This is a genomic window from Priestia sp. FSL H7-0729, from assembly GCF_038005685.1.
Lineage (GTDB): Bacteria > Bacillota > Bacilli > Paenibacillales > Paenibacillaceae > Paenibacillus.
The window spans coordinates 385,149-411,722 of the sequence record NZ_JBBOTQ010000003.1; the positions used below are offsets into that span (position 1 = coordinate 385,149).

Annotated in this window: 20 protein-coding genes; 6 read left to right on the forward strand and 14 right to left on the reverse strand. The window is 46.9% G+C overall.

All coding sequences use genetic code 11. From position 1 onward, the window contains the following. Positions 1-40: 40 nt before the first annotated feature. Genes MHH93_RS10705 through MHH93_RS10715 form a run of 3 tightly spaced genes read right to left on the reverse strand, consistent with a single transcriptional unit; the run spans position 41 to position 4,208 of the window. Positions 41-1,420: an ANL family adenylate-forming protein gene (locus tag MHH93_RS10705; RefSeq protein WP_500054028.1), complete on the reverse strand. Its 1,380-nt coding sequence runs from the start codon at positions 1,418-1,420 to the stop codon at positions 41-43. Then, positions 1,414-2,832, reverse strand: a complete 1,419-nt coding sequence (locus MHH93_RS10710) for a cysteine peptidase family C39 domain-containing protein (RefSeq protein ID WP_500054029.1) — start codon at positions 2,830-2,832, stop codon at positions 1,414-1,416. Before MHH93_RS10710 ends, MHH93_RS10705 begins: the two co-directional genes overlap by 7 nt. Then, on the reverse strand, positions 2,829-4,208 hold the full coding sequence (locus tag MHH93_RS10715) for an alpha/beta hydrolase (protein WP_500054030.1): 1,380 nt from the start codon (positions 4,206-4,208) through the stop codon (positions 2,829-2,831). The genes MHH93_RS10710 and MHH93_RS10715 overlap by 4 nt, the downstream gene beginning before the upstream one ends. 445 nt (positions 4,209-4,653) lie before the next feature. Here MHH93_RS10715 and MHH93_RS10720 point away from each other — a divergent pair, with 445 nt between their 5' ends. Further along, complete coding sequence (locus MHH93_RS10720; protein ID WP_500054031.1) at positions 4,654-6,810, forward strand: alpha-amylase family glycosyl hydrolase; 2,157 nt, start codon at positions 4,654-4,656, stop codon at positions 6,808-6,810. A 194-nt stretch (positions 6,811-7,004) separates the two neighbouring features. Here the strand turns inward: MHH93_RS10720 and MHH93_RS10725 are convergent, their stop codons facing one another. The 4 genes from MHH93_RS10725 to MHH93_RS10740 form a co-directional block, all read right to left on the reverse strand. After that, entirely contained in the window at positions 7,005-8,291 is a 1,287-nt protein-coding gene (locus tag MHH93_RS10725) for an MFS transporter (RefSeq protein ID WP_500054032.1), read from the reverse strand. A 199-nt stretch (positions 8,292-8,490) separates the two neighbouring features. Next, positions 8,491-9,327, reverse strand: coding sequence for a sugar ABC transporter permease (locus tag MHH93_RS10730; RefSeq protein ID WP_339259029.1), 837 nt, complete (start codon positions 9,325-9,327; stop codon positions 8,491-8,493). Continuing rightward, positions 9,324-10,679: a sugar ABC transporter permease gene (locus MHH93_RS10735; protein ID WP_210109698.1), complete on the reverse strand. Its 1,356-nt coding sequence runs from the start codon at positions 10,677-10,679 to the stop codon at positions 9,324-9,326. Before MHH93_RS10735 ends, MHH93_RS10730 begins: the two co-directional genes overlap by 4 nt. Positions 10,680-10,722: 43 nt before the next feature. Beyond that, positions 10,723-12,009 carry a sugar ABC transporter substrate-binding protein gene (locus tag MHH93_RS10740; RefSeq protein WP_500054033.1) on the reverse strand — a complete coding sequence of 429 codons (1,287 nt, stop codon included), beginning with the start codon at positions 12,007-12,009 and terminating at the stop codon, positions 10,723-10,725. A 444-nt stretch (positions 12,010-12,453) separates the two neighbouring features. On the opposite strand from MHH93_RS10740, the gene MHH93_RS10745 reads away from it, so the two are divergent. Beyond that, positions 12,454-13,488: a LacI family DNA-binding transcriptional regulator gene (locus tag MHH93_RS10745; protein ID WP_500054034.1), complete on the forward strand. Its 1,035-nt coding sequence runs from the start codon at positions 12,454-12,456 to the stop codon at positions 13,486-13,488. A 168-nt stretch (positions 13,489-13,656) separates the two neighbouring features. Here the strand turns inward: MHH93_RS10745 and MHH93_RS10750 are convergent, their stop codons facing one another. After that, positions 13,657-14,415: an SDR family oxidoreductase gene (locus MHH93_RS10750; protein WP_500054035.1), complete on the reverse strand. Its 759-nt coding sequence runs from the start codon at positions 14,413-14,415 to the stop codon at positions 13,657-13,659. A 192-nt stretch (positions 14,416-14,607) separates the two neighbouring features. Between MHH93_RS10750 and MHH93_RS10755 the strand changes: the two genes are divergently transcribed. Continuing rightward, a complete protein-coding gene (locus tag MHH93_RS10755; RefSeq protein ID WP_500054036.1) occupies positions 14,608-15,207 on the forward strand; it encodes a TetR/AcrR family transcriptional regulator in 600 nt (199 codons plus the stop codon). Positions 15,208-15,837: 630 nt separating this feature from the next. Continuing rightward, complete coding sequence (locus MHH93_RS10760; RefSeq protein WP_500054037.1) at positions 15,838-16,590, forward strand: SDR family oxidoreductase; 753 nt, start codon at positions 15,838-15,840, stop codon at positions 16,588-16,590. A 336-nt stretch (positions 16,591-16,926) separates the two neighbouring features. Here MHH93_RS10760 and MHH93_RS10765 read toward each other — a convergent pair whose 3' ends face one another. The 6 genes from MHH93_RS10765 to MHH93_RS10790 form a co-directional block, all read right to left on the reverse strand. Next, entirely contained in the window at positions 16,927-17,316 is a 390-nt protein-coding gene (locus tag MHH93_RS10765; protein WP_500054038.1) for a hypothetical protein, read from the reverse strand. 643 nt (positions 17,317-17,959) lie between these two features. Then, positions 17,960-19,099: a toxic anion resistance protein gene (locus MHH93_RS10770; protein WP_105405611.1), complete on the reverse strand. Its 1,140-nt coding sequence runs from the start codon at positions 19,097-19,099 to the stop codon at positions 17,960-17,962. 19 nt (positions 19,100-19,118) lie between these two features. Continuing rightward, positions 19,119-20,807 (reverse strand): vWA domain-containing protein, encoded by a 1,689-nt coding sequence (locus MHH93_RS10775; protein ID WP_500054039.1) that lies wholly within the window; start codon positions 20,805-20,807, stop codon positions 19,119-19,121. A gap of 12 nt (positions 20,808-20,819) precedes the next feature. Next, complete coding sequence (locus MHH93_RS10780) at positions 20,820-21,551, reverse strand: hypothetical protein (protein ID WP_500054108.1); 732 nt, start codon at positions 21,549-21,551, stop codon at positions 20,820-20,822. A 397-nt stretch (positions 21,552-21,948) separates the two neighbouring features. Then, positions 21,949-22,515 (reverse strand): Uma2 family endonuclease, encoded by a 567-nt coding sequence (locus tag MHH93_RS10785; protein WP_500054040.1) that lies wholly within the window; start codon positions 22,513-22,515, stop codon positions 21,949-21,951. Positions 22,516-22,597: 82 nt separating this feature from the next. Then, positions 22,598-24,919 (reverse strand): beta-L-arabinofuranosidase domain-containing protein, encoded by a 2,322-nt coding sequence (locus MHH93_RS10790; RefSeq protein WP_500054041.1) that lies wholly within the window; start codon positions 24,917-24,919, stop codon positions 22,598-22,600. A gap of 201 nt (positions 24,920-25,120) precedes the next feature. Here MHH93_RS10790 and MHH93_RS10795 point away from each other — a divergent pair, with 201 nt between their 5' ends. Both MHH93_RS10795 and MHH93_RS10800 read left to right on the forward strand, forming a co-directional pair. Continuing rightward, complete coding sequence (locus MHH93_RS10795) at positions 25,121-25,885, forward strand: helix-turn-helix transcriptional regulator (protein ID WP_500054042.1); 765 nt, start codon at positions 25,121-25,123, stop codon at positions 25,883-25,885. A gap of 129 nt (positions 25,886-26,014) precedes the next feature. Further along, positions 26,015-26,527: a GNAT family N-acetyltransferase gene (locus MHH93_RS10800; protein WP_421888160.1), complete on the forward strand. Its 513-nt coding sequence runs from the start codon at positions 26,015-26,017 to the stop codon at positions 26,525-26,527. Positions 26,528-26,574: the final 47 nt, after the last annotated feature.

Consider the following 26,574-nt stretch of genomic DNA (forward strand, 5'->3'; position numbering starts at 1 on the left):
ATTCACTACTCTACCGCCTGATACTAATGATGGCAGCGACCTATTTCCCAGCCGAGGCGACTGGCATCAAAGAAGCGGGTTTACGGATTTTCTTCATTCTCGAACTGACGAGTTCTCCTTGTGTAATTACAATTTTCTGCGGAATCTTGTATGAAGGCAGCTTGTCCCGACAATATTCCCAGATGGACCGCCGCAGATCGGTAAGAGTACATTCTGTAGCCAGCCGGATAGTCACTTTCACTCTCTGACCCGTGATACCACTCGGTTCTCCCGAAACTACCGCCGCTTCAATACATTCCATCTCTTCCAGAACACCCTCAACCTCAGCAGGATATACCTTACGTCCCCCTATGTTAATAATCTCCGAACGGCGGCCCAAAATGCGAATGTATCCCTGCTCCAATACGGCTTCATCTCCGGTACACAGCCATCCATCTTCCGTAAAGGGTGATGGTGCATTCAGATATCCGATCATCGCTGTTGCTGTACGAATCTGTAATTCTCCTTCCACCACCCGGTACTTGACCTCTTCATCTTGAATGGAGAACAGCAGAGAACCTGGTTCTTTGGAACGGGTTGGCAGAATGCCCAATTCAGACATGCCATAGGCTTGTATCGTCCTGATCTGTGGAAATCTGCGGTTCCAGGCTGCCAGTACGGACTCAGGCATCACTTCCGAACCGTATGATACAACCTCGAGACTGGACAGGTCATACCCTTCATCGTTTCTGCCCAACAGCAACAGATTCATGAATGTTGGGGAGACGGGTAACGCCTGCACACGAAACTTCTCAATGGTCCGGCACACTTCTTCAGGAGATCGATCCGCAATGATACACAGACATCCCCCACTGGACAGGGATTGCAGCATTGTATTCACACCGCCGATATGATCAAACATCATGAATGGAATCGTTCGCAAGGGCCGAACCTGCCGCCGATAACGATGTAACAGCCGATCTGCACGATGCACAGTCGCTTTACTTACTCCGGTTGATCCGGATGAAAAGAGTACCAGTCCTCCTACACCCTCCTGTGCTAGCGTAGCTAACAACACAGGAACCTCTCCAGAAGTTTCACACGTTTGGCGAATGCATAGCTTGCCTTCTTCAACGCCCAACCGCCATTTCACCTGTGCCAGCTTCATATATTCCTGTCGTTTGGCTTCAACCAGGTACCGATCCATGGGGAGCACGATACACCCTTGTCCGAGCAAAGCAATCAATGCTGCCGCGGCATAAGGGGAATAGTCTTCTTCCAGCGTTACGAGCTGTCCAATCAGCCCTTCTGCTATAATCCACTCACTCATGATCTCAACCTGTTCCAGTAGCCAACGGTAGCTGTACTCCCGATCCTTCCAGATCAGTGCAGGATGCTGTCCCTGCTCCGCGAATCGTTCAAGCAAGAATTGGTTCAACATTTTGCTTCCTCCTCACCGGCAGGCGAATATTGCTGTGCAAGATAATCGACAAGTGAGCCTACTGTCTGATAGGGACTTTCCGGCATGGAAGCAGCAGCTATCTCCGCCAGAGCAGCTCCCATTCCCGTACCCCATCGATCTTCAATTCCCTGCTCCACCACAGCAAGCAATGACACGAGTTCCAGCGAATTCAGTTGCCCATTTCGTCCGTATAGCGGAGCGTTACCGCCCTCACCAAGCGGAATCGATGTATTATGGTATGCATTTAACTCCCGGCAACTATCCAGCACAATACGAAGCAAGGCCTCCCTGTGTTCTTGTTCAATCATTGGCACGGTCTGACGTTGAAAGCAATTTGCCTGAGGTATGGACTGTCGAAGCGACTCATACCAGTGCCATTCATCCGTGACCAACATTTTAATGACACCTGTTAGCTGTACTTTCCACTGCTCACGATGCTTCATCCGGCTGACCTGCAGCATATTGTATGCCTTCTCCCACCGCACGATGATGTCGCTGAATTCTCTCGCATATTGATCAAGTGGAGAACCTAGCCATAAGGCAGACTCCTGAAGAAGATCTCGAAGAAAATATCGACTCCATCGCATATCAAACAGCAGACCCGATATTAACATTTCATTGGCCTGATTCCCTTCATTCGCCCCATGCAGTGCATCTAAGAGTTGCAGAGACACCGCATGTCCAAAATGATAATTCCGCTCTCCTTGTGTAATCGTCCTGCCTGTCAGAAATTCTTCAATCTGCGTTGTCAGCGCTTGGGTCAACATTTCGCGGTAACCCGCAGAGTCAAGTTTCACAGTCGCCCGGATGTCCATGGTGCCATACGTTCGGAGTTCTTCTTTGCGCTTGGCCTGAGCAAGCTCGGGGATACTCTGGTTTCCTTTCCAAAAGTCATGAAAGGCCGCTTGAGCAACCTTCCCCTTATACTTGGACGGAACAGGATCATAAACATGAACATGCTCATCTTCAATACCATACACGGCAATCCAATGGTCCACCAGATGCAGTCGGGAGCCTTGTTTCACGTGTTTGCGAATGTACTCCGGATTCTGATAATCCTCACAGTAAGGCAGATAATAACTGGTTCCTGTAGCCAAAAAAAGCCCACCTTCGCTGATATGCTGCCGAATCTGCGTCTTGCCCTCCTCGAAGCTACCCAGCTCTCGGTGACCATACATCTCCCAGATGGGCTCTACATAATTCAGTTTGTGAAAGTAAGGCTTCACCAGTCCGTTATCCCCGCACGAAGGAAGGCTGTACAACCGACTTGCCGCCAGCAATGCAAGACTTGTGATGGATCCTTGTCGATGGAGCACTTCATGAATCAGAGGAAAATTGCAGGGAAAATAATAGGGAACGTCCAGCACTGGAGCGAATGAAGGAATGATCATTTTGGGCCTCCTGTTCCCGTTTTGGCTGAAGTACTGCCCCAGGATTGAATTAGGTAATGCACAGACATATCATCTGTCGCTCGAAATACCCGATTGGCAATAGGTTTGCCATCCACATCGGTCTCGAAACGACGGAAACCACGTGTAAACCGGAAGGAGAACCCACTATCACGCGGGACTCGGTAACAACCTTCATATCGACCTTTACCGGAACGGTCAAGCTTCATTCCCATGCCACCATATATCGTTTCCTCCGAATCTTCGTCGGGAGCTACCTCTGCATGAATGCAGACCTCTACGTGCGTAGACAATTCAGGAATGACCGTATAGATGCGTGTAGTTGACAGTTCACCCACAGTCAGCGTGATGGATGCACTCCCAATACCGACAGGCACCAGTTCTCCACTCGAACGAACCTGGATTACATCCGGGTCACTTGAAGAATAATTTCCATGCAGCAGACTCTGAACCCATCCGCTCTCATAGTGCATTTGTGCATTGATACATACGGTCATTCCACCCAGTAGTCCGATGACATCCCTTCCGAGCAGTTGGAGCGAGATGGGTTTACCAACATGGCCGAACATGTATTGTAACGGGAGATGAACGCGTGCTCCCCAGTCAGCCTCCTGATGACAGGCACCCTGCTGTTCCAGAAATGCCAATTCATCATCCGATCCTACTCCGCGTTCAAGCAATTGATGAGCTACACTTCTGACCTGGGAAGGCAGAAATAGGCCTTCCGTGTCTCCAATATCCATCCATATCCGAACGTCGGGTACCTCTTCTGGCAAGCGATACATGTTTTCTTCCAACAGCCCGCTTTCCGATGTTTCGTCCAGCTGCACATCCACATAGAATGGCGACATCATGATCAATTTTCCGAAAACATCCGGATGTCGCATACCCATGTGCAATGTACAAAGTGCCGCAGCTGATGAGCCCAATAGCCCGGTATTTTCCTTGTCCGGCAACGTCCGGTAACGAAGATCAATGATCGGCTTGAGTTCATGAATGATGAAATGCTCATAGGCCATGCCTGAGCACCCCACACTCACGGCCTCCCTCTCAGGTGCGATGAAGTGATAGAATTCGTTGTGCGTGACTGGACGGACATGCGCAATGCCGACAATAATCAGTGATTCAATCTGCCCGGAAGAAATAAGACCGTCTGTCGCCTGATCGATATTCCATGTTTCATTGCCTTTCCCGGACGGACCAAAAGCCCGCTGCCCTGCATGAACGTACAGAACCGGATAACGCCGGGCTGTATGCTCATGGTAACCGGGCGGGAGATACACATAAATGTTGCGGATATTGCCCAGCCGTGACGCCTGAATGCCTTCCAAACATTCGATGACAGAATGGGTACTCAACGATCATCAACCGCCTCTCTTCTCCCGATTCGACTGCATAATACAAATAACCCCGCCTCAGAAGAGACGGGGTTGTCCCAAAACACACGTACGTGTCCCGGGATACATAGCCCTTATATTGTGAATCTGCGAATAGTTTAATGCGCAAACGTGCTTTTGTAAACATAAAAATAGAAAATAAATGCTCTCAAAAAAGTTATTGACATAAGATCCAATATTTCTTACGATAACGTTGTGATCATAACTCGAGGGCCATGCTTTTAAACCAGAGCGGTTTAGGACAACCCCGGTAACTCCCGAAGGAGATGCCGGGGTTGTTGGCGTGTCAAAAGGAGGGAAGTCTCAATCCACTGCGTATCATTCCATTGTATTGAAAGCGCTATTATTCATGAGCCAGGTTGGTTGTTTATCTAAACTACTACATTCACGAGAAGGGTGGATTACTATGTTTCAAATGGCCAAACGCGTACTCCTCAGCACAACACTGACACTCAGTTTACTTGCAGGGGGCGCACTTCCCTATCTGCCTGCTTCTGCGATCTATGCCGATGCGGATACCGCAGTTACCAACAAGCAGAACTTTAGTACAGACGTCATCTATCAGATCTTTACGGACCGCTTCCTGGACGGCAATCCTTCCAACAATCCCACCGGAGCTGCCTACGATGCCACATGCAGCAACCTGAAGTTGTATTGCGGAGGCGACTGGCAGGGTCTGATCAACAAAATCAACGATAACTATTTCAGCGATCTGGGTGTTACAGCATTGTGGATCTCCCAGCCGGTTGAAAATATCTTCGCCACGATCAACTATGGTGGTGTAATCAACACAGCGTATCATGGGTACTGGGCACGTGATTTCAAGAAGACCAATCCGTATTTCGGAACGATGGCTGACTTTCAGAATCTGATTACAACCGCTCATGCCAAAGGCATCAAGATTGTCATTGACTTTGCACCGAACCATACGTCTCCTGCCATGGAAACCGATACGTCCTTCGCTGAGAACGGCAAGTTGTACGATAACGGTAATCTGGTTGGCGGATACACAAATGATACAAATGGATATTTCCATCACAACGGCGGCTCCGATTTTTCCTCCCTGGAGAATGGTATCTACAAAAACCTCTATGACCTGGCTGACCTGAATCACAATAACAGTACCATTGACCAATATTTCAAAGATGCAATCAAGCTATGGCTTGATATGGGCGTGGACGGGATTCGTGTTGATGCGGTGAAACATATGCCTCTCGGCTGGCAAAAGAGCTGGATGTCCTCCATCTATGCACATAAACCTGTATTCACATTCGGTGAATGGTTCCTGGGATCTGCTGCATCCGATGCGGATAACACGGAATTTGCCAATGAATCCGGGATGAGCCTGCTTGATTTCCGCTTTAACTCTGCCGTACGTAACGTCTTCCGGGATAACACATCCAACATGTATGCCCTCGATTCGATGATTACAGGTACAGCAGCAGATTACAATCAGGTGAATGATCAAGTTACGTTTATCGACAACCATGATATGGATCGCTTCAAAACAAGTGCCGTCAATAACCGTCGTCTGGAACAGGCGCTGGCCTTCACACTGACTTCACGCGGCGTACCTGCCATCTATTATGGTACCGAACAGTATCTGACAGGTAACGGAGACCCGGATAATCGGGCCAAAATGCCTTCTTTCTCCAAAACAACAACAGCCTTCAACGTCATCAGCAAGCTCGCTCCTCTTCGCAAATCCAATCCAGCGATCGCCTACGGCTCCACACAGCAACGCTGGATCAATAATGATGTGTATATCTATGAGCGCAAATTCGGCAAAAGTGTAGCTGTTGTTGCGGTGAACCGTAATCTCTCCACACCAGCAAGCATTGCGAATCTAAGCACTTCACTGCCAACAGGCAACTACACCGATGTACTGGGCGGCGCACTTAACGGTAATAACATCACTTCCACCAATGGTACCGTCTCTTCATTCACGCTTGCTGCCGGAGCAACCGCGGTATGGCAATATACGACGAGCGAAACGACACCAACCATCGGACACGTGGGTCCTGTCATGGGCAAACCAGGTAATGTTGTTACGATTAGTGGACGCGGATTCGGTTCCACCAAAGGTACCGTATACTTCGGTACAACAGCCGTTACCGGGGCTGCCATTACATCCTGGGAAGATACGCAAATCAAAGTGACGATCCCAGCTGTTGCCGCAGGCAATTATGCTGTGAAAGTAGCTGCGAATGGTGTCAACAGCAATGCTTATAACAACTTCACCATCCTTACGGGTGATCAGGTTACTGTACGATTCGTCATTAACAACGCTTCCACCACACTGGGGCAGAACATCTATCTGACAGGTAATGTGGCAGAACTCGGCAACTGGAGTACGGGTACAACAGCTATTGGACCTGCATTCAATCAGGTTATCCACGCCTACCCAACTTGGTACTATGATGTGAGCGTTCCTGCCGGTAAACAACTAGAGTTCAAATTCTTCAAGAAAAATGGGGCAACCATTACGTGGGAAGGTGGTTCCAACCATACGTTTACCACACCAACCAGCGGAACAGCGACTGTAAATGTAAACTGGCAATAGAATATTCTGTCCACAAGTTAACCCGGAGTAGTTACGCTAACACAGCGTGTGCTCCGGGTTTTGTTTTATTTTGTTTTGTTTAGCTTAGCCAGAATGCTTAGGTTCTTCATAAGCTGCTAAGATTACCTCTATCCCACGCTCTGCTGATGTGTACATGTGGTTCAATCCATATCATGGATACTCCCTAATACATTTTATTGATAAGTTCGGATCGACTTCAAGGTTGTAGCGGCCAGAATACCTGTCGCCAGTAGTAGTATGCCCACGCCTTGCAGCACAGAAGCTGCCCCCCATTGATCTGCCAATATGGAGACAACAGTCAATCCCAGAATAGGCGCTGTACTGGTGATTGTTCCAACCACCCCGTAGACTCTTCCTTGCAGCTCGTCCGGTACGGCTGTCCTAAGCATAATCTGGGTGAGCATCGTACAGCAGGCGAACATCGCTCCACCACCCACAATGAATGGTAATGCCATGATCGGCGAGGAGACATTCGCCAAAAAAATATAGAGTGGGCCTAATACAATCAGACCGATAAATACCCATCTCCCTCTTCGCTTCAATCGTTTCCCCGAAGCAATCAGCAGTGCAGAGCCAATCATATAACCAAGTGGAATACAGGTCTCAATTAATCCAAACTGTACCGGATTCGCCTCCCACACCTTGACTGCCATCACTTGAACCAGCATCATCGCCGACATGAAAAATAAAATCAGCACCGGATTGAGCAATACAATGGATCGAATCAGACGATTCCGATAAATGTAGCCGAACGAACTGCGCCATTCCTGAACAAACGTAGTCTGCTGACTAATGGATCGCTGTACCTCTGGAAAGCGGCCTGCCATCAGCACACAGACTGCGGACAACAGAAAGGTTGCCCCTGTAATTAATATGGCGACGAATCCGCCAAATGCAGCAACAGCAACGCCCGCCGCGGCTAGCCCGCTGATTCGGGCAAGATTATCCACCATGTGGATGGTCCCGGTTGCTTGTTGAATATGCTCCCTGCCTACCATACTTGCCACAGAGGCGTGGAATGCAGGTGCCTGAAACAGACTTGAAAACATGGAGAGTGAGAGCAACAGCAGCACCACCGGGAATGGCGCATGCCAGCCGAATAAACTGACCGCAATCAGTACAGCCATTACGCACCGAAATACATCCGAGGCCAGCATCAGCTTCCTGCGATCCAATCGGTCTGCTACAGTCCCCGCCACCGATCCAAACAGGAAGCTGACGGCCATATTACAGATCTGTACGGCCGCCATGCTCTTCGCACTCCCTGTGGTCTGTAACACCCACAGACTGATCGCAATCCCATTGAAGCAATCCCCGAATACGGAGATACCATAGCCGTACAAGATCCTCCTAAAGGTAACGTTACGCCAAAGCGTTCGCGGCGTCTTGGCATTTTGCAATGCAGCTTGTCCTCCTTGATATCCCATAATCTCGGGCTCACTGGACGGGTTTATGCCCATACATCACGTTCCTCCCTAATCAAGATTCGAGCCCATATAGAACCAGGCACTTCCGCAGCAATGGCTGTCGACAAAGACAGGACATTACGGAAGTGCCTGAGTTAACTGAGTGTTTAGCTATCGTGGCTATTCATGCGGTCATTAGTTTAGCTGATGATATAGTCCCTGGTCCTATCATATTTCTTCCTAGCGTATTCGTTTACCCTTTGGAAGCTCCTGCCGTCAGCCCTTGAACAAGGAATCGCTGCAGGAACACAAACAGCAGGGTAATTGGAATGGCGATCAGAACTGCACCCGCGGCAAACATCGTAAAGTTACTGTCCTGATAACGGTTGACCAGATCCCACATCCCCACCGCCAGCGTCCAGTTTTCCTTCGTCCGCAGCACCAGCCGGGCGAAGATAAAGTCCATCCACGCACCGGTAAAGCTGGTCAAAGCCACATAGGTCAGCATCGGCTTGGATAAGGGCAGGATGATGCTGGTAAATACTCGCAGATGACTTGCACCATCCATGCGGGCAGCTTCGTCCAGACTGCGAGGAATCGTATCAAAGAAACCTTTGACGATAAAGCCACCCAGTACAGCTCCGGATGAATAAACCAGGATGAGCGCAGCGTGGGTATCGAGCAATTTAACTTGCAGCAAAATGATATAGATCGCAATCATGCTCATGAAGCTTGGGAACATGCCAAGGATCAGCATGGTGGATAGAATGGTTTTACGTCCACGGAAGCGGAAGCGGGACAGTGCGTACATCCCGAGTGTCACCATCAACGTGGAGAAAATCATTGTGAAGAAGGCGATTTTTAATGTATTCATATACCATCTGCCGTACATAAAGGACGGGTTATTGAACAGTTCACCGTAATGGGTAAGCGTGAAAGCTTCGGGCCATAACCGCTCACTGAACAATGCCGCACCGGGTCTCAGGGAAGAAAGAAAGATCCAGAGTACCGGATAGATGGAGACAACGGCGATAATCACCAATAACACATAACTCAGGGCCAGACGCAGCGGATTATTACGTGTCTTCATTGAATCATGTCCTCCTCCTTGAATGATTTGGAGCGGCGGAAGTTCCAGATGGAGAATGATGCGATGATGAGGAAGATAATAATCCCTACCGCTGAAGCCATGTTGAATTTGTTATTGTCGAGCGTGAGCTTGTAGAGCCAGGTTACCAAGAGGTCCGTCGCCCCCGCGTACTGATAATCTCCGCGTAACGGATTTCCGTTCGTCAGCAGGAAGATGACATTGAAGTTGTTGAAATTTCCGGCGAACTGCATGATGAGTACCGGAGTTGTGGCAAACAAAATGAACGGCATCGTAATAATTCGGAATTTCTGAAATGCGGATGCTCCATCCACTTCGGCAGCCTCGTAGAGATCACGAGGGATGGCCGTCAATACACCCAAAATGAGCACCATACTGACGGGAATACCGATCCACATGTTGACTACAATGACGGTGACTTTCGCCCAGAACGGATCTGTCAGCCAGGGCAATCCCTCCAGCCCAAACGCTCGCATGTACGTATTAATTGGTCCAAACTGGCCATTGAACAGATTACGCATGAGCAGCAAAGAAATGATCTGCGGGATGGCATAAGGCAAAATAAAGATCGTTCGCCACAGCTTCTTGAAGCGTATGCCCCGCTGTTCAATCAACAGCGCTACAAGCACGCCGCCAAAATAGGTGGTGACTGTCGCCAGGATAGCCCAGATGACCGTCCAGGTTAGTACACCATAGAATGTCTGACTCCAGGATTTCAGCTGAATCAGATCGCTGAACGTCTTGAAACCCACCCAGTCCACGAGTTTGGCTGGCGGAATGTGGTCCGGCGCCGAGTAGTTGGTAAATGCAATCGTGATCGTAAACAGAATCGGCATAACGGTGAAGAAAAGGATGCCCAGTGCCGGGATGGACAGAAACAGGTAGGGAAAGTTTTTGTCCATCATGTTCCGAAGCGAAGCCGCTGCACCCAGAGTCTGCTTCCCTTCCTCCCTGGCGACTCCCGTAACGTAAGCATCCCGGATATTGAGAATATAGATCAAAATAAACACAAAAAACACCAATAGTACGATAATGCCATCCAACAGCAAAAAGATGGAATGGTCTCCCCTTTGAAGTACGGTGGACCCATTCACTTTGACAAAACGCTGTGTATTTTCCCCCAGTGTCCATATGCCCCATACGGCTTGTGACAGGCGAGGAAGCAGGTACGCAAGCCCTGCTCCCTCCAGTAACAGCAGACAAATTCCCTTAATCCATTGTCGATTGTACAGCTGTCCAAGACCTTGCAGTATGATGGAACATATAGCCGCTGTCATCCGGTGTTGCCTTTCCCTGTTCGGTCCAACGGGCACCGGGACATGCTGCTGTTGCATTTGCTCTCTCCTCCCCGCCTCTTGCTAACCTGGTCGTTCGTCCTTATTGGACGGTTGCAAGGCTCTCCTGGATTTGTTTCACGGCGTTATCCAGCGATGCCTTCACGTCCTTATCGGTATCCCATATATCCGTAATGGCCGAAGTGATCGGTCCCCATACGCTGTCCATGGCAGGCAATGAAGGCATTGGTGTGGAGTTGTTGAACTGCTCCAGGAACGCCTTATTGATCGGGTCCTCCTGCAATTTCGGATCATTAGCTACATTTTTGTTCGCAGGAAGTGTACCGTTTAGATCAAAGTTCTCCATCTGAGCCTCTTCATTGGAAAGGAACGCTGCCAAGAGCTTCGACGCATTCGGATATTGCGTAAATGCATTTACATAATAGGCTTTAACGCCTGAGAAGGAGGTCATCGGTTTGCCATCAATCTCAGGAAGCGGAGCAACCCCAAAATCAATACCTGCATTGCGATAATCGGCAATGGTCCACGGGCCGTTAATGTCCATGGCGAGTTTGCCGCTGGAGAATAATCCTTTTTTGATATCATAGTTCACGTCACCCATCTTGAGCGGCAGCACTTCCGACTTCAACGTCTGCAAGAACTGTCCTCCCTTCTGGGCTCCTTCGTTATTCAGACCGAGATCGGCGCTATCCATCCCGTTGTCCCCGAAAATATAACCGCCCTGGGAAGCCAGGAAAGCATAGTTATAGTAAAATTGCTGCAATTCCCACATCAGCGCATACTCATTGGACTTCACGTTATTGAACGTCTTGGCGAAGCTGATAATCTCATCAAAATTTTTCGGAGCTTCTGGATACAATGCTTTGTTGTAAAAGAGAGCATAGGTCTCCACGCTGTACGGATAGCCGTACAGGATATCCTTGAACGTTACCGCCTTCAGTGCGTTGTCGCTGGTGTTCTCTGCGGTCTCTGCTTCGAATATGTCATTGGGCAGAATAAGTCCCGCCTCTGAAGCGCTACCAATCTTATCATGTGGGAAAACGACGACATCTGCCGCGAGACCCGCCGGGCCATCCGTCGTTAGTTTGGTTACCTGATCGGTTGGAGGTAATTCCTCCATTTTGACCGTTACCCCATATTTTTCTTCGAATTTTTTGGCTCTTTGCTCAATAAAACTGCTTTGATTTTTGTCCTCCCAGATCACCAGGGTAGCCCCTTCTTCCGGTTGAAGGTTCTCGGCTGTCAGCTCTACCACTTCCTCCGGATTCTCACCTGCCGTAGTTGGAGATGGACTTCCGCCTCCAGCCCCGCACGCAGCCAGTGTAAAAGCCATCATGACGGACAATGTTGCCCCTTGCCATTTTCTCATCTAAATGTCCCCTTCCCTCTGCTTGGTCCAACAATGTTCGCGCTTTTCACCCTTTTGTCTGCGTATGTTGTCAGGTTTTGCATTCCATGTTCACTTTTGTACAAACGTTTGCTCAAATGGAAGACAAGATGACTCCTCCGTTCAATATATAGGGGGAAACTAATCAAGAAGTATGTAAAACCACAGATGTAAGCGCTACAATAACAATCACATCATACAATACTGCACTTTCTTTGCACAAACGTTTGCACAAGCCATATTTGCTCAATTTTAACCAATTTACCTCTTCTACCTACAGTAATTTCCTGTTTCCTTGTTCAGACTCTTTCTTCCTTAATTTTACTTCCTGTGCATCTCATACTTGGCAGTTAGTAATTGATTTATCGTATCCTTTGGATTACCATAGGAGGATATTTATACGATTGTTCAGAAGGGATTTTTTACATGATTACGATCAAGGATATTGCCAAATTGGCGGGTGTTTCCCCTTCTACAGTGTCACGGGTGATTTCCAACCATCCCAGAATCAGCACCAAGACGTCTCTCAAAGTGAAGCAAATCATGAAAGAATTGAACTACCATCCCAACATCATGGCGAAGAGCCTGGTTTCCAAAACGACACATACCCTTGGCATTATGCTTCCGCGTCCTGCAGAAGAGTTGTTTCAGAATTACTTTTTCGGGGAATTGTTGCGAGGTATTATTACACACGCCACCCGTATGAATTATGAATTGCTGCTAACAACCGAAACTTCATCAGACCATGAACTGCACGCGATATCCCGCCTTGTTCATGGTCGTAGAGTGGATGGCATTCTGTTGCTTGGGTCCAAACGAGACGATCCCATCATCACATTTTTGGAAGCGGAAAAGTTTCCTTTTGTGTTAATTGGTCGCAGTGAAGCTCATCCCAATGCCCCCATGGTGGATAACGATAACGTGCAGACTGCTTATGATGCGACTCACCATCTGATCGCTCAAGGGCATACGCGAATTGGATTTGTCAGTGGCCCACCGGACATCACGTTATCCCACGATCGCATGTTAGGATATCAAAAAGCGCTTGCACACGCCGGGTTGGATGCCGATAGTGACTGGATTGTGGAAGGCGAATTTCTACAGGAAAGTGGATTCAGGGCGATGTCGCTGTTCATGTCCTTGCCGAACAGACCCACCGCGATCGTTGTCATTGATGACAATGTGGCCTTCGGGGTACTGAGAGCCCTTGCCGAGCTTCATTATCTAGTGCCTGAGGATATCAGTGTGGTCAGTTTTAACAATATTGCTTTATCGGAGCTGGCTTCACCACCATTAAGCTCTATAGACATCGGAACCTATCAACTTGGTTATACAGCCGTTCAGGTGTTGTTGAAAATTCTAAGCGGGGAACCACAGCCTCATAATCCGGTCATTATCCCCCATCGTCTGATCGTGCGTGAATCCTCACTCTTTTCCAAACCAAAGCCACCCTCAAACTGATTCATTTCGAGCATCCGTGCAGTAATGCAAACGTTTGTCCTATACGGGATATGGCGCTGTGGTCCACCGTTTCTGGAATAATACAAAAAAAGAAGCCGCATATGGTTATGCGGCTTCCTGACTGTTCGCACTATTTCGGTACTCCATGCTCAACTGCGCTTGAATGGATTAATAAGAGCTCCAGCCTGCATCAGCTGTAACGACGGTTCCGTTCACGAAGCTGGACTCGTCCGATCCGAGGAACAGGGCCACCTTGGCGATCTCTTCACTCGTCCCAATGCGTGGGTTGATCGCCATGCCCAGCTGTTGTCGCCCTGCACCATATGGGCTAATGCCAGCCATGGATGCGCTGATGTTGGTTGCCACGGCACCTGGAGCGATCGCATTACAACGAATGCCTTGCTCAGCATACATATACCCTGTATTTTTAGTGAAGCCCACGACCGCATGTTTGGAAGCCGTATAGGCTGCTCCTGCACGTCCGCCGTGCAATCCACCTGCCGAAGCAATGTTCACGATGACGCCTTTTTGTTTTTCCAGGAAGATTGGCAATACTTTTCGTGTTGTCCGCATCACACTGGTTGTGTTTACAGCGAACAATCTCTCCCACTTCTCATCCGTTATATCCGCTGCCGGCTCCATGCCATCCATAATGCCCGCGTTGTTAATCAGAATATCTACTGTACCGTAGGTGCTCACCGTCGTATCAATCAGATTCTGCACATCTTCTTCTTTGGCTACATTGGCCAGAACCACAATTGCTTCCCCGCCCTGTGCCTTAATATCATTCACAACCGCCTGTGCGGATTCCTCGTTAATATCCGATACGACTACTTTCGCACCCTCTTGGGCGTACAACGTCGCAATCGCTTTCCCCATACCTGAAGCAGCACCTGTAACAACTGCCACTTTATCTTGAAGTTTCATTACATGTATCCTCCTTTGTGTATTCGTTTACAATAAGTTAACAAACAAATGTTCATTAACTCTTATCCTTAGTATAATAAGTCATAGCGTTTCACTTCAATCAGTAAAAGCTTGTCCAGTTGTACGTTAAACAACACTTATCATTCCAAATGTACTTTAACTAATAAACTGAACTCGCGAGGAGGAAATTTGATGTCTGAAACTCCGAATTCGATGGACCGAAGAATCAAGAAATCAAAAGCTGCGCTGAAGGATGCTCTCATCCAGTTGATGCAAAAACATCCCTTTAAGGAAATATCGATTACGGATATTGTGGAGCGTGCCGATCTGAATCGAGGTACTTTCTACAGGCATTATCAGTACAAGGAAGACCTGTTCAATGAAGTCATCGATGATGTGATTCAGGATCTGGTGACTTCTTTTCGCAAACCCTATCAAGGGTTAAAAGAGTTCGAGGTCGGTCTGATGCCCTCTTCGGCCATCACGATATTTGAACATGTGCACCAGCATGCACAATTCTACACACTGGTTGTACAGTCCGAGGCTTCCTCCAACTTCCAGCGCATGATCTGTGATGTTCTTCGCGATCTCTCCTTACAGGATCTGAACCACATCTTCCCGCAGCACATTAACCCTGAACTGCTGGCAAGTTACCAGTCTCATGCGATATTTGGCATGATCATGGAGTGGATTAGACAGGATTTCAAGCATAGCCCCGCCTACATGGCAGAGGAGTTATTCAAGATCATTCATTACAAGCCTGACAACGTCGTGTTAAAAGATGATTATTGATTTTGAAAAAGACCTGTGCGTTGTCATAATTAGTGAGAAAAATGAACAAACTCAATTTGTATATTCATACATAACGGAGTATTTGTCTTACTTTCCCCCTCGGCAGCTACTATCTTTTTTTGCCCCTTTTGCTAAATAGGTACGATACCATGTTCCCTGTCCTTCCACACTAATATCCTCGCTTTAAAAGCGACCATAAAATATTTTCTTTTTGAAAATATAAAATTATCAGTTTCATATTCTCTACACCAAACAACCGTCTATTCACACATTAGTGTACAAGGGACGGTTGTTTTATTAGCGCTCTGGATCAAAACAGAAAGAAAAGTAATCTTAAAAAGGATACTTTACCGATCGTTCTCAATATGATAATATGAATTTGCGACAGGAGGTAGGACAGCAAAAGGCGTGTGAATAATCATGGCGAGAAGTACGAAGTTTGAATTCAACGTGGTATTAGATAAGGCAATGGACTTATTCAAGTGTCAAGGCTGTTTTTTTAACCTAATTAGAATGACCATTCTTAATTCAAGACGAAAGCGGCATTAATTTTAGTGTGATACCAATCTTAAAATCATCAAGGCTAAGTCAAAGAACTGTATAAAATAAATCTCAAAGGAGAGTTTAAAAATGACTATAAATATGGACGGTAAAGTTGCTTTGGTAACTGGAGGAAATCGTGGCATTGGATTGGAAACGGCACGTCAATTAGGTAACCTCGGCGCCACGGTCGTTATTGGGTCACGCGATTTGGAGAAAGGAAAGGTTGCTGCGAATACACTTCGTTCGGAAGGAATTCAAGCAGAGAATATCAAATTGGACGTCAATCTAGCCGAAGACCATCAAGCTGCTTACAATTTTTTTGAACAGCGGTACGGTAAGCTTGATATATTGATTAATAATGCTGGAATACAGATAGAGATTGAAGATCTTGCACCAATTAATGAAACAAGTACCGTTTCGCCGGCCATTTTGCGCGAAACCTTCGATGCCAATTTTTTCAGTATGATTGAATTAACCCAGATACTGCTGCCGTTGATTCGCAAAGCACCAGCTGGAAGAATTGTTAATGTATCCAGTGCGCTTGGATCGAATACACTCCATTCAGATCCTGCTGCTCCAAGTTATGATGTCAAGCTTCTTGCTTACAATGCCTCTAAGGCAGCAATGAATACCTTTACGACCCATCTTGCACATGAGCTGAAAGATACACCAATCAAAGTGAATTCTGCTCACCCTGGTTGGGTGAAGACTCCACTGGGCGGAAAATACGCTGATATGGATCTTGAAGATGGCGGTAAGACAAGTGTAATACTTGCCACGTTGCCTTCGGACGGACCGACAGGCAAGTTCTATCATATGGACACAGAGCTACCTTGGTAATACGGTAGTTAATAGAAAGATGTGTTAACACGGCGAGCGCTCTCACAATGTAACGGGAGAGCGCTCGCCGTGTTAAATGATGATACTCTCTTGTTTTAATTCAAAATCGTAGTAGTTAAGAATTCCACCTTTGTCCTAGCCCTTACAATCCTATGGAATCGTTAAAGTCGTAGTAGATATCGTAATGAAGCTTATAGCTTGACAAAAAAAATCCGCCAAACATGGCGGATTAATGGTAGATACTTATAAATAATAAATGGTTGAAAATATATTATTCTCCTCTTCGATATCCGTTTAAAACATTAGGCTGACTCCCTTTATTGAGTTATTAGATTATTATGCAATACCACCGTAAAATACGATAATTGCTACTCCTAATAAACCGATCCAAGCCGGATGCTTCGCCTTCGTACCGATCAATATGAGAATTGAACCTATGAACATTGAAATTGCAATATAATTTCCAAGTGTGACGAATGCTTCGTTGAGGGTAGAGTTCCGCGCAAGCAAGAGTAAAATTAAAGACATACCCCATCCAAAAGCCGTCAGCGAATGCCAGGTAGACCAAATAATACGAACAAAAGATTCGCTGAGCACATTTCCACCATTTGTCGGTATAAATCCATTTTCTCTCATTCGTCGGAATACCTGAACCTCACCTAATATAGAGTGAACAAGTCCAACTACAAACATGAGAATTGAAGCGATTAAATAATACCAGTTCATATATTAAACCTCCAATTATATATCCAATCCTGCTTTAATTGATCTGGGACTCCAATCTTGAGTAACCCATGCTTGGTCATCTGGCGAAATAACGGCTAGTCGTAATGTGTTCAGCATTCGTAACTTCAAGTTGTACTCCAATAGATTGAACTCCTTCAGCCTGTAATTTGATTGCCGCTTCGTCTGCTTTTGATTTCTTTCGTATACCTCCTAAAGTATTGATTATTTAAGAATAATCATTCTTGAATTATCACAAATAACATAACTCACAGTGAATACAAGATACTAATCATCTACACACTCGTCCTTGTATTCTTCTATTTCTGCTACGTCAACAATATAGCATATGTAGAACGATTGGTAAAGAATAAAAAACTATCCGTTACAAGGTGCTTCAAATTCGTTCAGCTCCCCAATCCAGCAAAATTAAAGTTCCGAAAAATGGTTGATTAATTTTACGATATTTGCAACAGACTTTCCAGATAGGCGAAGATTTCTATGTTGTCCATGTTTATTAATCGGTTCATAGAAACCCAAAAAGCGACCATTCCCCATGCTTAATGGAGAACGATCACTTTTTTTCTAATTATAGAAATAAGGACAACACTCAAATTCGTCAAAATCCCAATTTTTATCTTCTGACTTACAGCCCCAGCTTCTGCCCTTTCTCCAAACGCTGAATCTGTTGCTCTCCAGTATCTGCAAGTTCACGGAACTGGTTAATCGTCTCACGCATTCTTGGCAGGGCTTCCTGCTTATACAGACTAATTGAATCGAGTGCGGACAACACATCGGTGAACGCCTGTTTCATCGTATCCACGGAGATGCTGGCTTCATACGCCTGCTTCTGAATCGCAATCCCCTGATCCTTGAGCATTTTGGATGTACCCGCAATCAGATCATTGGTTGTCTGGTTCAGTAATTCAATCTTCTGCAATACAATCTTCTGGTTATAGAGAGCACTCGCTACCGTAACGGCAATTTTCAGTGCCGAGATCGTTACATTCTTGGCCCGGTCTACCCCGCGAATCAGTTCTTTGTTGTTACGAATGACGACTTCAATCGCCATGATTCCCTGTTGATTCACGACCAACATCTGCTGCAGATCCATGACCCGCTGACGGAGCGGAAACAATACTTCTTCTGTAATAAAACGGACTTTCTCGGGGTCCTCATTGCGGACTTTGGCCGCTTCAATCTGGCCATCGATGGACTCATCCATGAGCACGCCAAGCTGGATTTCCTTTTGCAGACGCTTGGTGAGTTCTCTCAGGTTCTGTTGTTCAATCTCCAGCGTCGTATTATCGTTACGCAGGGTGGATCTGCCTTTATCCAAGGAGGTTACGATGTCAGCGATGACTGCGTCAGCCTTCTGGTATTTCAGGAAATAGGCGCGAAGCGGATTGAACAATTTCCCGAGGAAACCGGTCTTGGCAAAGTCGACCACGCTCGGGTCGAGATCCTTCAGTTGCATATGCAGCTCGGTCAAACCTTTGGCGACCTGACCGCCCTCGTCTCCCGTCTTGGACAGATGTCCAACGGAGACTTGAAGCAAGGCGTTTTTCTCGGAAGAGGATCTCATCGTATTCATGCCAAAGCCGTCAATGGATTGCAGAATTTCTTTGCGCTTCTCCAAGGATTCGAGATCCAGTGTCATGATCATCTCTACGTTGGCATTGGCCACTTGTTGAAGCTCCGCGACCTCGGCGGGTACGGGTTTCACCTCTTCTTCAATCACCTTCTGAATTTCCTTCTGGCTCGGTATTTCCATTGAAAATGACATCTATAGTTCCCCCTTTAGATTACATCTGTACGTTAAACAGGTTCCCGATCTTGTACACGACATCGTCGGTATCGGCATTGATGCTTGCCGCTTCGTTAATGCTGGAGATGCTCTCCAAAGCCTTGATATCCGCGTTGTATCCAATCGTATAGATCGGCACTTGGTACGTCTCGACCAGATCCCGGATATCCTTCAGGGTATGACCTTCATTGGTCTCGCCATCACTCAGGACAAAGATCAAAGGCTTCACATTCGGATTAGCAGCCTTATAATCTTCCAGCATCTTCATCGCCACCACAATCCCGTCAAACGTCGCCGTACCACCACCAGCTTGCAGACTATCCACTGTTCCGACAAACATGGACTGCTGGTTCGTATCATACTTGGCAATCGGCAGATTCACAGTTACCCCACTGGAGTATGAAACCAAGCCAATACTGTTGTCTGTACCCAGGTACTTCTGACCTTTGCGCAGGGACTCCTTCAGTCGGTTAAGCGGCTCTCCGTCCATGCTTCCGGATACATCCGTCACGAACACAGCGGCAATCGGTTTACTGCCGTTTTTCTTCTCTTTCCATACTTTCTGTGCAGACAACAACGTGCCGCCATCCACGGTAGCCAGTTCGGATTTGTAATCCTGCAACCCGTTGAAGCCAAACTCTTCTGCCGATTGTTGATACTTCGCCTGAGTGACGAATTCCGCAAACTTCTGGATAATCTCCTGTTTGTTCTGCGGCAATTGTCCCAATGCATACAGCGGGCTGTCATGTCTCACGCCAAAAGGTGTAAAGACATAACCACTCTTCAGATCAGCGGTATTCACATACGTCTGGTATTCGAGTACAAAGGCATCCAGTCTGCCTGACTTAGCAGCTTCCCGCATCTGGATCGTTGTTGACGCTGTAAACGGTACATTCGTCTGGAATTTCTCGAATCCCTCAATAGCCTTCTCCCCAAGCGGGTTGGCGCTATCATACGTATTCAATGCAGTCACCAGGAAGTTCAGTCCTGTGGAGCTAGCAAATGGATCGGTATAACCCATCGCGAGTTCATTGTTGGCAATGGCTTCGGTTACGGTTTTTACATTCACGGAGCCGTACGTATCAACCAGTGCATCGTATTTGGCTTTGGAGATGACAATCCCCGGAACGTTCCCGACCAGTCGTTCGGAAACCATCTGTGTCTTCACTCCACTAGCTTCAACCATCTCGCCCCACAGTTCATTGGAAGGTGTGAATGCATCCGGTATATACTTGCCCGACTTGATATAATCGGTAGCTGTTCCGGAGGCAATGTTGCGGATTTTGACCGATACCTGTTTCCCACCAACAGTAATATTCGCTTTGTTGAACTGCTCACCCACCTCAGTTAACCAGCCGTCTACCCCGCTGCCCGATTTCTCCGTGGAAGAGAAGATTTCGACGTAATCATTTGTTGTATTCTCTACAGCAATTGCGAATTTGGAGATATCCGGCAGTGATTCCGCCACGTCGACCGGATCAAGATCAATCTGTCCTTTGACCGGTTCCGCCGTCGCTGGCGCAATGTCCGCGTAAAGTTTCCCCAGTTCCTTACCTGCATTCTCTGTGCTTACCTGTGTGGTCGACTTGCCAAAGTTCGATGTTAGTGTTATTCCTGCATACACCAGACCGAATACAAGTACCAGCATTACAATCGATATAAAAAAAAACTTTCCCTTCTTGGCCATACGAGCAACCCCTCACTGTCTGTATAATTTGGTGTGCTTGATTAACTGATCAATCTCCTGCATACAAGGCATCTGTTCAATATCTCCGGCTTCGAAGCTGTCTAGGCGTGAAATCTCCAGTAACAACTGATCCAGCTTGAGCAAAATTTCCTCATTGGTGTGTAGTGCATTCTTCACATAAGACAGATAATCGTTGTATACCTTGGTTTTTTCCTGAAAAAGTTTCTGGGGAAGATTTGAGGATTTGGATTTCATCATGTTGGCATAGTCGGCTTCATCAAATACATTCAACCGGTTCAGCACACTGCGAATGTTCAGGTATAACAACTTCTCCACTTCCAGCGTGACCGAAGCGAATTTCTTGTAGCTCAGTTCCCCGGGATCAAACCTTTGATGAAGCACATTCAGGAGTGTTTCTTTCTTCTTTTTCATCCGGCTTAGTTGGGACAGCCCTAGCGTAATATCTTCTTCGAGGACTTTGATGCGTCTATAAAAAGATAAAGCTTCCACATAATCGTCATGCGTCTCGATGTGCTTCACGGGCAGGACTATCGGCTGTCTGAACAGCAAGGTGTAACTGCCATACAAGAGTCCCATTGCACTACCGAACAACAGGGTAACGGATAATGAGGTTGTGAATGCACCCTCCCCGAAATTCAGCCCGATAAAGCCGGGTGAGAATGCCAGAACATTCACAGCCACAATACCGAGGATTAATCCCAATAATTTTATGTACTTGATCATGTTCAATCATCCGACCTCCTTTCATGTTATATATTGGTGCCTCATGTCGTAATTTTCCTGATCAACTTCTTCTTATTGTACATGATGTTAACGCTCTCAGGTGGATAACATTGGATATTTGGATACTCATACTATACGTGGTTTGGGCTCATCCCATTTCATATTTTCAGGGACAACGTGGAACTTGGCAGGAAATGTTGTGGTCAATCCATACAAAGTGAGTTTTACGAGACAGCAGATGGTGGATAAGAAATGTTATCAGGTAATACGTGGAAAATAGCTAGGCGTGTCATTTTTTATATAAGACTTGTCTAAAAAGTAGTAATGCAAAAAGGACGAATCGGAGTTCATCCGGTTTCGTCCTTTTTACGTTGATTCATTATTTTTCGTGTTTCCTCTACCTGAACTTGAACAGCGAATCCATCGGGATTACCAGTTCGGGATATATAACCGATTGAATCATTTGCTGCTCTGTGTACAGATGACGGGTCTGGTAACTGCCATCCTCCAGCGTGTACACATGGACGGTTTGATTGCCAGGGTCAACAATCCAGTATTCGTTCACACCATATTTCTGATACAAGTTAAATTTTTCGTTAAAATCCTTTAGCGCAGTCGAAGGCGATAACACCTCGATAATTAAAGAAGGTGCGCCGTGGCAGCCACTTTTGGATATCTGGTCTTTGGAGCACACCACCGATAAATCAGGCTGTACAACTTGATCTGGCAGGTCATATTGTTCATTTTCGCTAAAATACACATCAAAAGGGGCAACAAACACGAAACATTTCCGATTCTGAAAAAAAGTCCGCAAAGAGAAGTGCAGCTCACCCACAATAAACTGGTGCAATGAAGTGGGTGCTGGAGACATATTAAAAGCTTTGCCGTTAATTAATTCCCATGCCCCCTCCCAAGTTAACCAATCCTGAAAGGTATAAGTACCTTTATTATCGGGTTTTGCCACACTTCCAACCTCCTCTTTCACCTAACCGTAATTTATTTTCATTATAACATTGTGTTTGCGCCTTTTCACACCATGCCTCTTATTACGAAAAGATGGATTCCGGTTTGCTTCGTGTAGTACGTACCTCTACGACTTTCCCGGCACAGCCATTGTCGCCCTTCGCCTGGAACATTACCGTAACGCTGTCTTTTCCTGATGTAACCGCCTCAGGAATATCATAGGTCATATAGAACACTTCGCCGATTTTGTTCATATGAATTCGCTGCTCGCCAATGATTGCCCCATCCACGGTAATGGTGAATTGTCTCTCATATAACGTACCTTCCCGCTCAAACGGGGAATGATCTCCACCCCAATAGGCCACACATAAATAATTGGTTGCGGCGTGGTCCACTGCCAGTTGATAACTGAAATAAGCTCCACTGATGCCAAAAGCCTCTCGCCACATATGCAACTTCTTACGGCCATCTGTGGTTGAACCGTTGTGATGCTCCCCACGGCAGTTGCTATCCAGTTGATGTCCAATCTCATCCTGCTGACCGTCAGCCTGAACCCTGTCGATGGTGATATCGTTCAACTCTTTCTCCAGCGCATCACCTTCATCGTTAAACGGCCAATATACGGTATAAAATTCATGATGCACATCATAGAACGGAATGAGTTTCACGGCTTCGCCTGTGGAAGTGACATCCTTGCTAAGTTCGAATGTTAACGTGTCTGCATCTACAACCTTGATCCACTCTTGTACATCCTCCTGCTCCGTCCAGATCACAGGTACGGGTGCAGTCTTGGGATTCAGTGCTGTTTCATCCACAATCGTGTCCTCTGGAAGACCCTCGCTTCCCAGTGCACCAGCGAGTACAATCGGGCCGTACAGAAAGGCTACTTTGTGCGCATCATCCCGGGCAGTGTACTGGTGAAGCGACATCGGCAGAGTGATTGTGATGACATCGCCCGCTGTCCATTTGCGGTCGATGGAAAGATAGCCGGGTTCCATCCGTGTATACGGATGTTCCGTCTCCCCATTGATGGTTGCTGTCATTGGCTGTTGCAGCCATGAGGGCACGCGTAATCTTAGATGTGCCGAGGCGCTGCCTCCGGTGATCGTCAGGGTTACCTTTTCCGAATAAGGGAAGGCGGTTTCGAGCTTCAGGGATATTCCCTGAGACGTCCAATCCAGCTGGGAAGCGATATACAGGTTGACGTACAGGTCCTGTTCATCCTCAAAATAAATCGCCTCGGCATATTTGCCCGGGTTCTCCATGCCAGATCCTGTGCAGCACCACCAGGCGGTATCGTGTGTTCCATAGATTTTGTAGTGGCCTTGCAGCGTTGATGCAAAATACGTTTTGTTCCCCGTATCGGGGTCCTGCGTGCCGAGGATGTGATTATAGATGGCGTTTTCATAATAGTCCATGTAGGCGCTATCAGGATTCCAGGCGAAGAGTTGTTTCGTCAGATGCATCATGTTGTGAGTACAGCAGCTCTCTCCTGTTTTGATACCAAGACTCTCCATGCCCTTCGCTTCGTAATGCTCCGAAATGCTCGTCGCTCCAAATACGTAAGAACGATGATGCACCGTAGTGTCCCAGAAAAATTCTGCTGCTGTCCGATAACTCTCACGGGTATGGTCCTGATTGTAAATTTCAGCAGCACCGATTACTTTGGGAATCTGAGTATTGGCGTGTTTGCCTTGAAGATCGTCCTGCTTGTGTTCCAAGGGTCTCAGGATCAATTGATGGGTAAACTTATTGGCGATCTCAAGGTATCGGGCTGTCCCTGTCATCCCATACAGTTGTGCAAAAACCTCATTCATGCCCCCGTGCTCACTCTGTAGCATCGTCTGGATCTGTTCTTCCGTCATGGTCTTCAGACCTTCTACTGCCCAGTCCGCGAACCGTGTTACCACCTCTAGTGCCTGTCCGTTGCCAGTGAGTCTGTAGGCGTCAATCAGACCACGATAGATTTTGTGCACACTATACCAGGGAACCCAGTACTCCCCGATGTTAAATCCACCAATATGTTCGGCGCGGAATGCGATGCGGAACGCTTCTTCGGACAAACCGCCGATGTACCCACTTCCGGTGGTCTGCTGGATTCTCGCAAGTTCGGTGACAGCATAATCCAGTGTTTCTTTTAACGTCTTATTCCCGGTTGCCTGATACGTCACAGCTAGGGCCGACAGATAATGTCCGAGGGAATGTCCGCTGATGGTACGTGCCTCCCAACCCGCGTAGCGTTCTTTTCGGGCAGGTAAACCATGAGCTTCGAAGCATGGAGCCAGGAATCGATCCATATCCAGCGATAACAGGTAACGCTCCCCCACTTCTTGTGATGTTTGGAACACACCGTTTAACAGCTCTACATGTTCCGGTCCCAGAAATCCTTTTTTTGTATCAATCATGACACTCACTCCTTCACCAGATGTAATAGACAGATATCCACTTGTGTTTTCATTGATTTATCCAGAGGGGTAAAATCCGTGTTCTTTTCCTTATATCCTATACTCATAAAACTACTCCATCGCTTGAATATCCCCATATTATCAAATAAAATGTAATAACATCAGACTCATAACCCAAGAAAAGGTGGATAAATCCGTCCTATGCAAAAGCCACTGGAACATTACCTGTGCGGCAAGTTCATATCCGACGGCAACTGGAGCCATATGAGACGCAGCATGCCTGTTCACGAGATCATTTTGATGCTGGAAGGTGAGATGTACATCGCGGAGGACAACGAAAAGTACGTGGTTCGTGCCAATGATCTGTTGTTTCTGCACGCCGGTCGTACCCATTACGGCTACCAGATCAGCGACACACCCGTCAGCTTCTACTGGGTTCACTATGATGCCAAGTCGGCAGAATTCAATCGGTTTAGGACACATGCCACCATTCAGGTGCCATCCATGGCCAATCAGTTATTCAAGCAATTGCTGCATGTGTCCTCCTTCTCTCCCGAGGAAGCCGACGCCGCTTTGCTACTGTTGTTCAGAGAACTGGAACGCAATATAGAAGCCGATTATCGCCCGCATAATGCGATTGTGGACCATATCTGCAAGTGGGTCGATATTCATCTGCACACGAACATCACCGTGAGTCAGATTGCAGAGAATTTTAATTTTAACAAAGACTATATCTCCAAGATGGTGAAGCGCGAGAAAGGTACCGGACTCAAAGCCTATATCCTCACAGAACGTATTCGCCGGGCGAAGCAGCTGCTGCTCAACACCAATGCCAGTGTTAAAGAAATTGCCGGACAGTGTGGCTTCTCCGACTACAAGCTGTTCCTGCGCATGTTCAAGCAATACGAGGGCAATACGCCAACCGAATATCGCAATCATCTGTATTCCACACAACTCAATCGCTAACGCGCTTTGATCTATAGAAATGACTGAGTGAACTATAGAAAATTTGAATGAATCGAATTGAATTCGTTATGGTAAAATGCAAGAAAACTTGATTTCATACTTAACCCATAAGAGAAGAGGAATTATAAGATGACAACGGCTGCCGTTACCATTCTTCCTGCCACAGAAACAGATCATCCAGAGATCGTAGATATCCTTGTAGCAAGTTATGCCGAGTATCGGGAGACATTTGAGCAAAATGAACGTTGGGAGGCCTACTTAAAAGACATCAGAGAGTCTGTGGTTAATCCGTACCTGACACAATTGTGGGTCGCCAAGATTGATGATCAGATTGTCGGTACCGTCCAATTGTTCGAAACAGCGCACAAGGCCTATCCAAACTTTGAATTGCCCATTGATTATCCATTTATTCGACTATTGGGTGTTGATCCAAGATGGAGAGGCCACGGGATCGCCAGAGCATTGCTCCAGCAATGTGTGGAATCTGCCAAAGAGATGGGCAAAAATACGGTGTATTTATATACGGGCGGTCAGATGGTCAATGCCATCCGTTTATATGAGCGTTTTGGATTCTATGAGGATAAGGAATTCAGCTCCGAGAGTAGCGGGGGTAAGGCGATCTGCTACCGCTATGATTCCTAGCATTGGTTATTAGCGAACCGCGACCGCGATCAGCGGAATATGATTCA

Bases quoted from the DNA above. Each gene is read 5' to 3' on its own strand.
- MHH93_RS10760 (WP_500054037.1), top strand. From the start codon at position 15,838: ATGACTATAAATATGGACGGTAAAGTTGCTTTGGTAACTGGAGGAAAT.
- MHH93_RS10770 (WP_105405611.1), bottom strand. From the start codon at position 19,099: ATGTCATTTTCAATGGAAATACCGAGCCAGAAGGAAATTCAGAAGGTG.
- MHH93_RS10745 (WP_500054034.1), top strand. From the start codon at position 12,454: ATGATTACGATCAAGGATATTGCCAAATTGGCGGGTGTTTCCCCTTCT.
- MHH93_RS10725 (WP_500054032.1), bottom strand. From the start codon at position 8,291: ATGGGCATAAACCCGTCCAGTGAGCCCGAGATTATGGGATATCAAGGA.
- MHH93_RS10755 (WP_500054036.1), top strand. From the start codon at position 14,608: ATGTCTGAAACTCCGAATTCGATGGACCGAAGAATCAAGAAATCAAAA.
- MHH93_RS10795 (WP_500054042.1), top strand. From the start codon at position 25,121: ATGCAAAAGCCACTGGAACATTACCTGTGCGGCAAGTTCATATCCGAC.
- MHH93_RS10790 (WP_500054041.1), bottom strand. From the start codon at position 24,919: ATGATTGATACAAAAAAAGGATTTCTGGGACCGGAACATGTAGAGCTG.
- MHH93_RS10730 (WP_339259029.1), bottom strand. From the start codon at position 9,327: ATGAAGACACGTAATAATCCGCTGCGTCTGGCCCTGAGTTATGTGTTA.
- MHH93_RS10775 (WP_500054039.1), bottom strand. From the start codon at position 20,807: ATGGCCAAGAAGGGAAAGTTTTTTTTTATATCGATTGTAATGCTGGTA.
- MHH93_RS10740 (WP_500054033.1), bottom strand. From the start codon at position 12,009: ATGAGAAAATGGCAAGGGGCAACATTGTCCGTCATGATGGCTTTTACA.
- MHH93_RS10765 (WP_500054038.1), bottom strand. From the start codon at position 17,316: ATGAACTGGTATTATTTAATCGCTTCAATTCTCATGTTTGTAGTTGGA.
- MHH93_RS10750 (WP_500054035.1), bottom strand. From the start codon at position 14,415: ATGAAACTTCAAGATAAAGTGGCAGTTGTTACAGGTGCTGCTTCAGGT.
- MHH93_RS10780 (WP_500054108.1), bottom strand. From the start codon at position 21,551: ATGATCAAGTACATAAAATTATTGGGATTAATCCTCGGTATTGTGGCT.
- MHH93_RS10800 (WP_421888160.1), top strand. From the start codon at position 26,015: ATGACAACGGCTGCCGTTACCATTCTTCCTGCCACAGAAACAGATCAT.
- MHH93_RS10735 (WP_210109698.1), bottom strand. From the start codon at position 10,679: ATGCAACAGCAGCATGTCCCGGTGCCCGTTGGACCGAACAGGGAAAGG.
- MHH93_RS10710 (WP_500054029.1), bottom strand. From the start codon at position 2,832: ATGATCATTCCTTCATTCGCTCCAGTGCTGGACGTTCCCTATTATTTT.
- MHH93_RS10720 (WP_500054031.1), top strand. From the start codon at position 4,654: ATGTTTCAAATGGCCAAACGCGTACTCCTCAGCACAACACTGACACTC.
- MHH93_RS10705 (WP_500054028.1), bottom strand. From the start codon at position 1,420: ATGTTGAACCAATTCTTGCTTGAACGATTCGCGGAGCAGGGACAGCAT.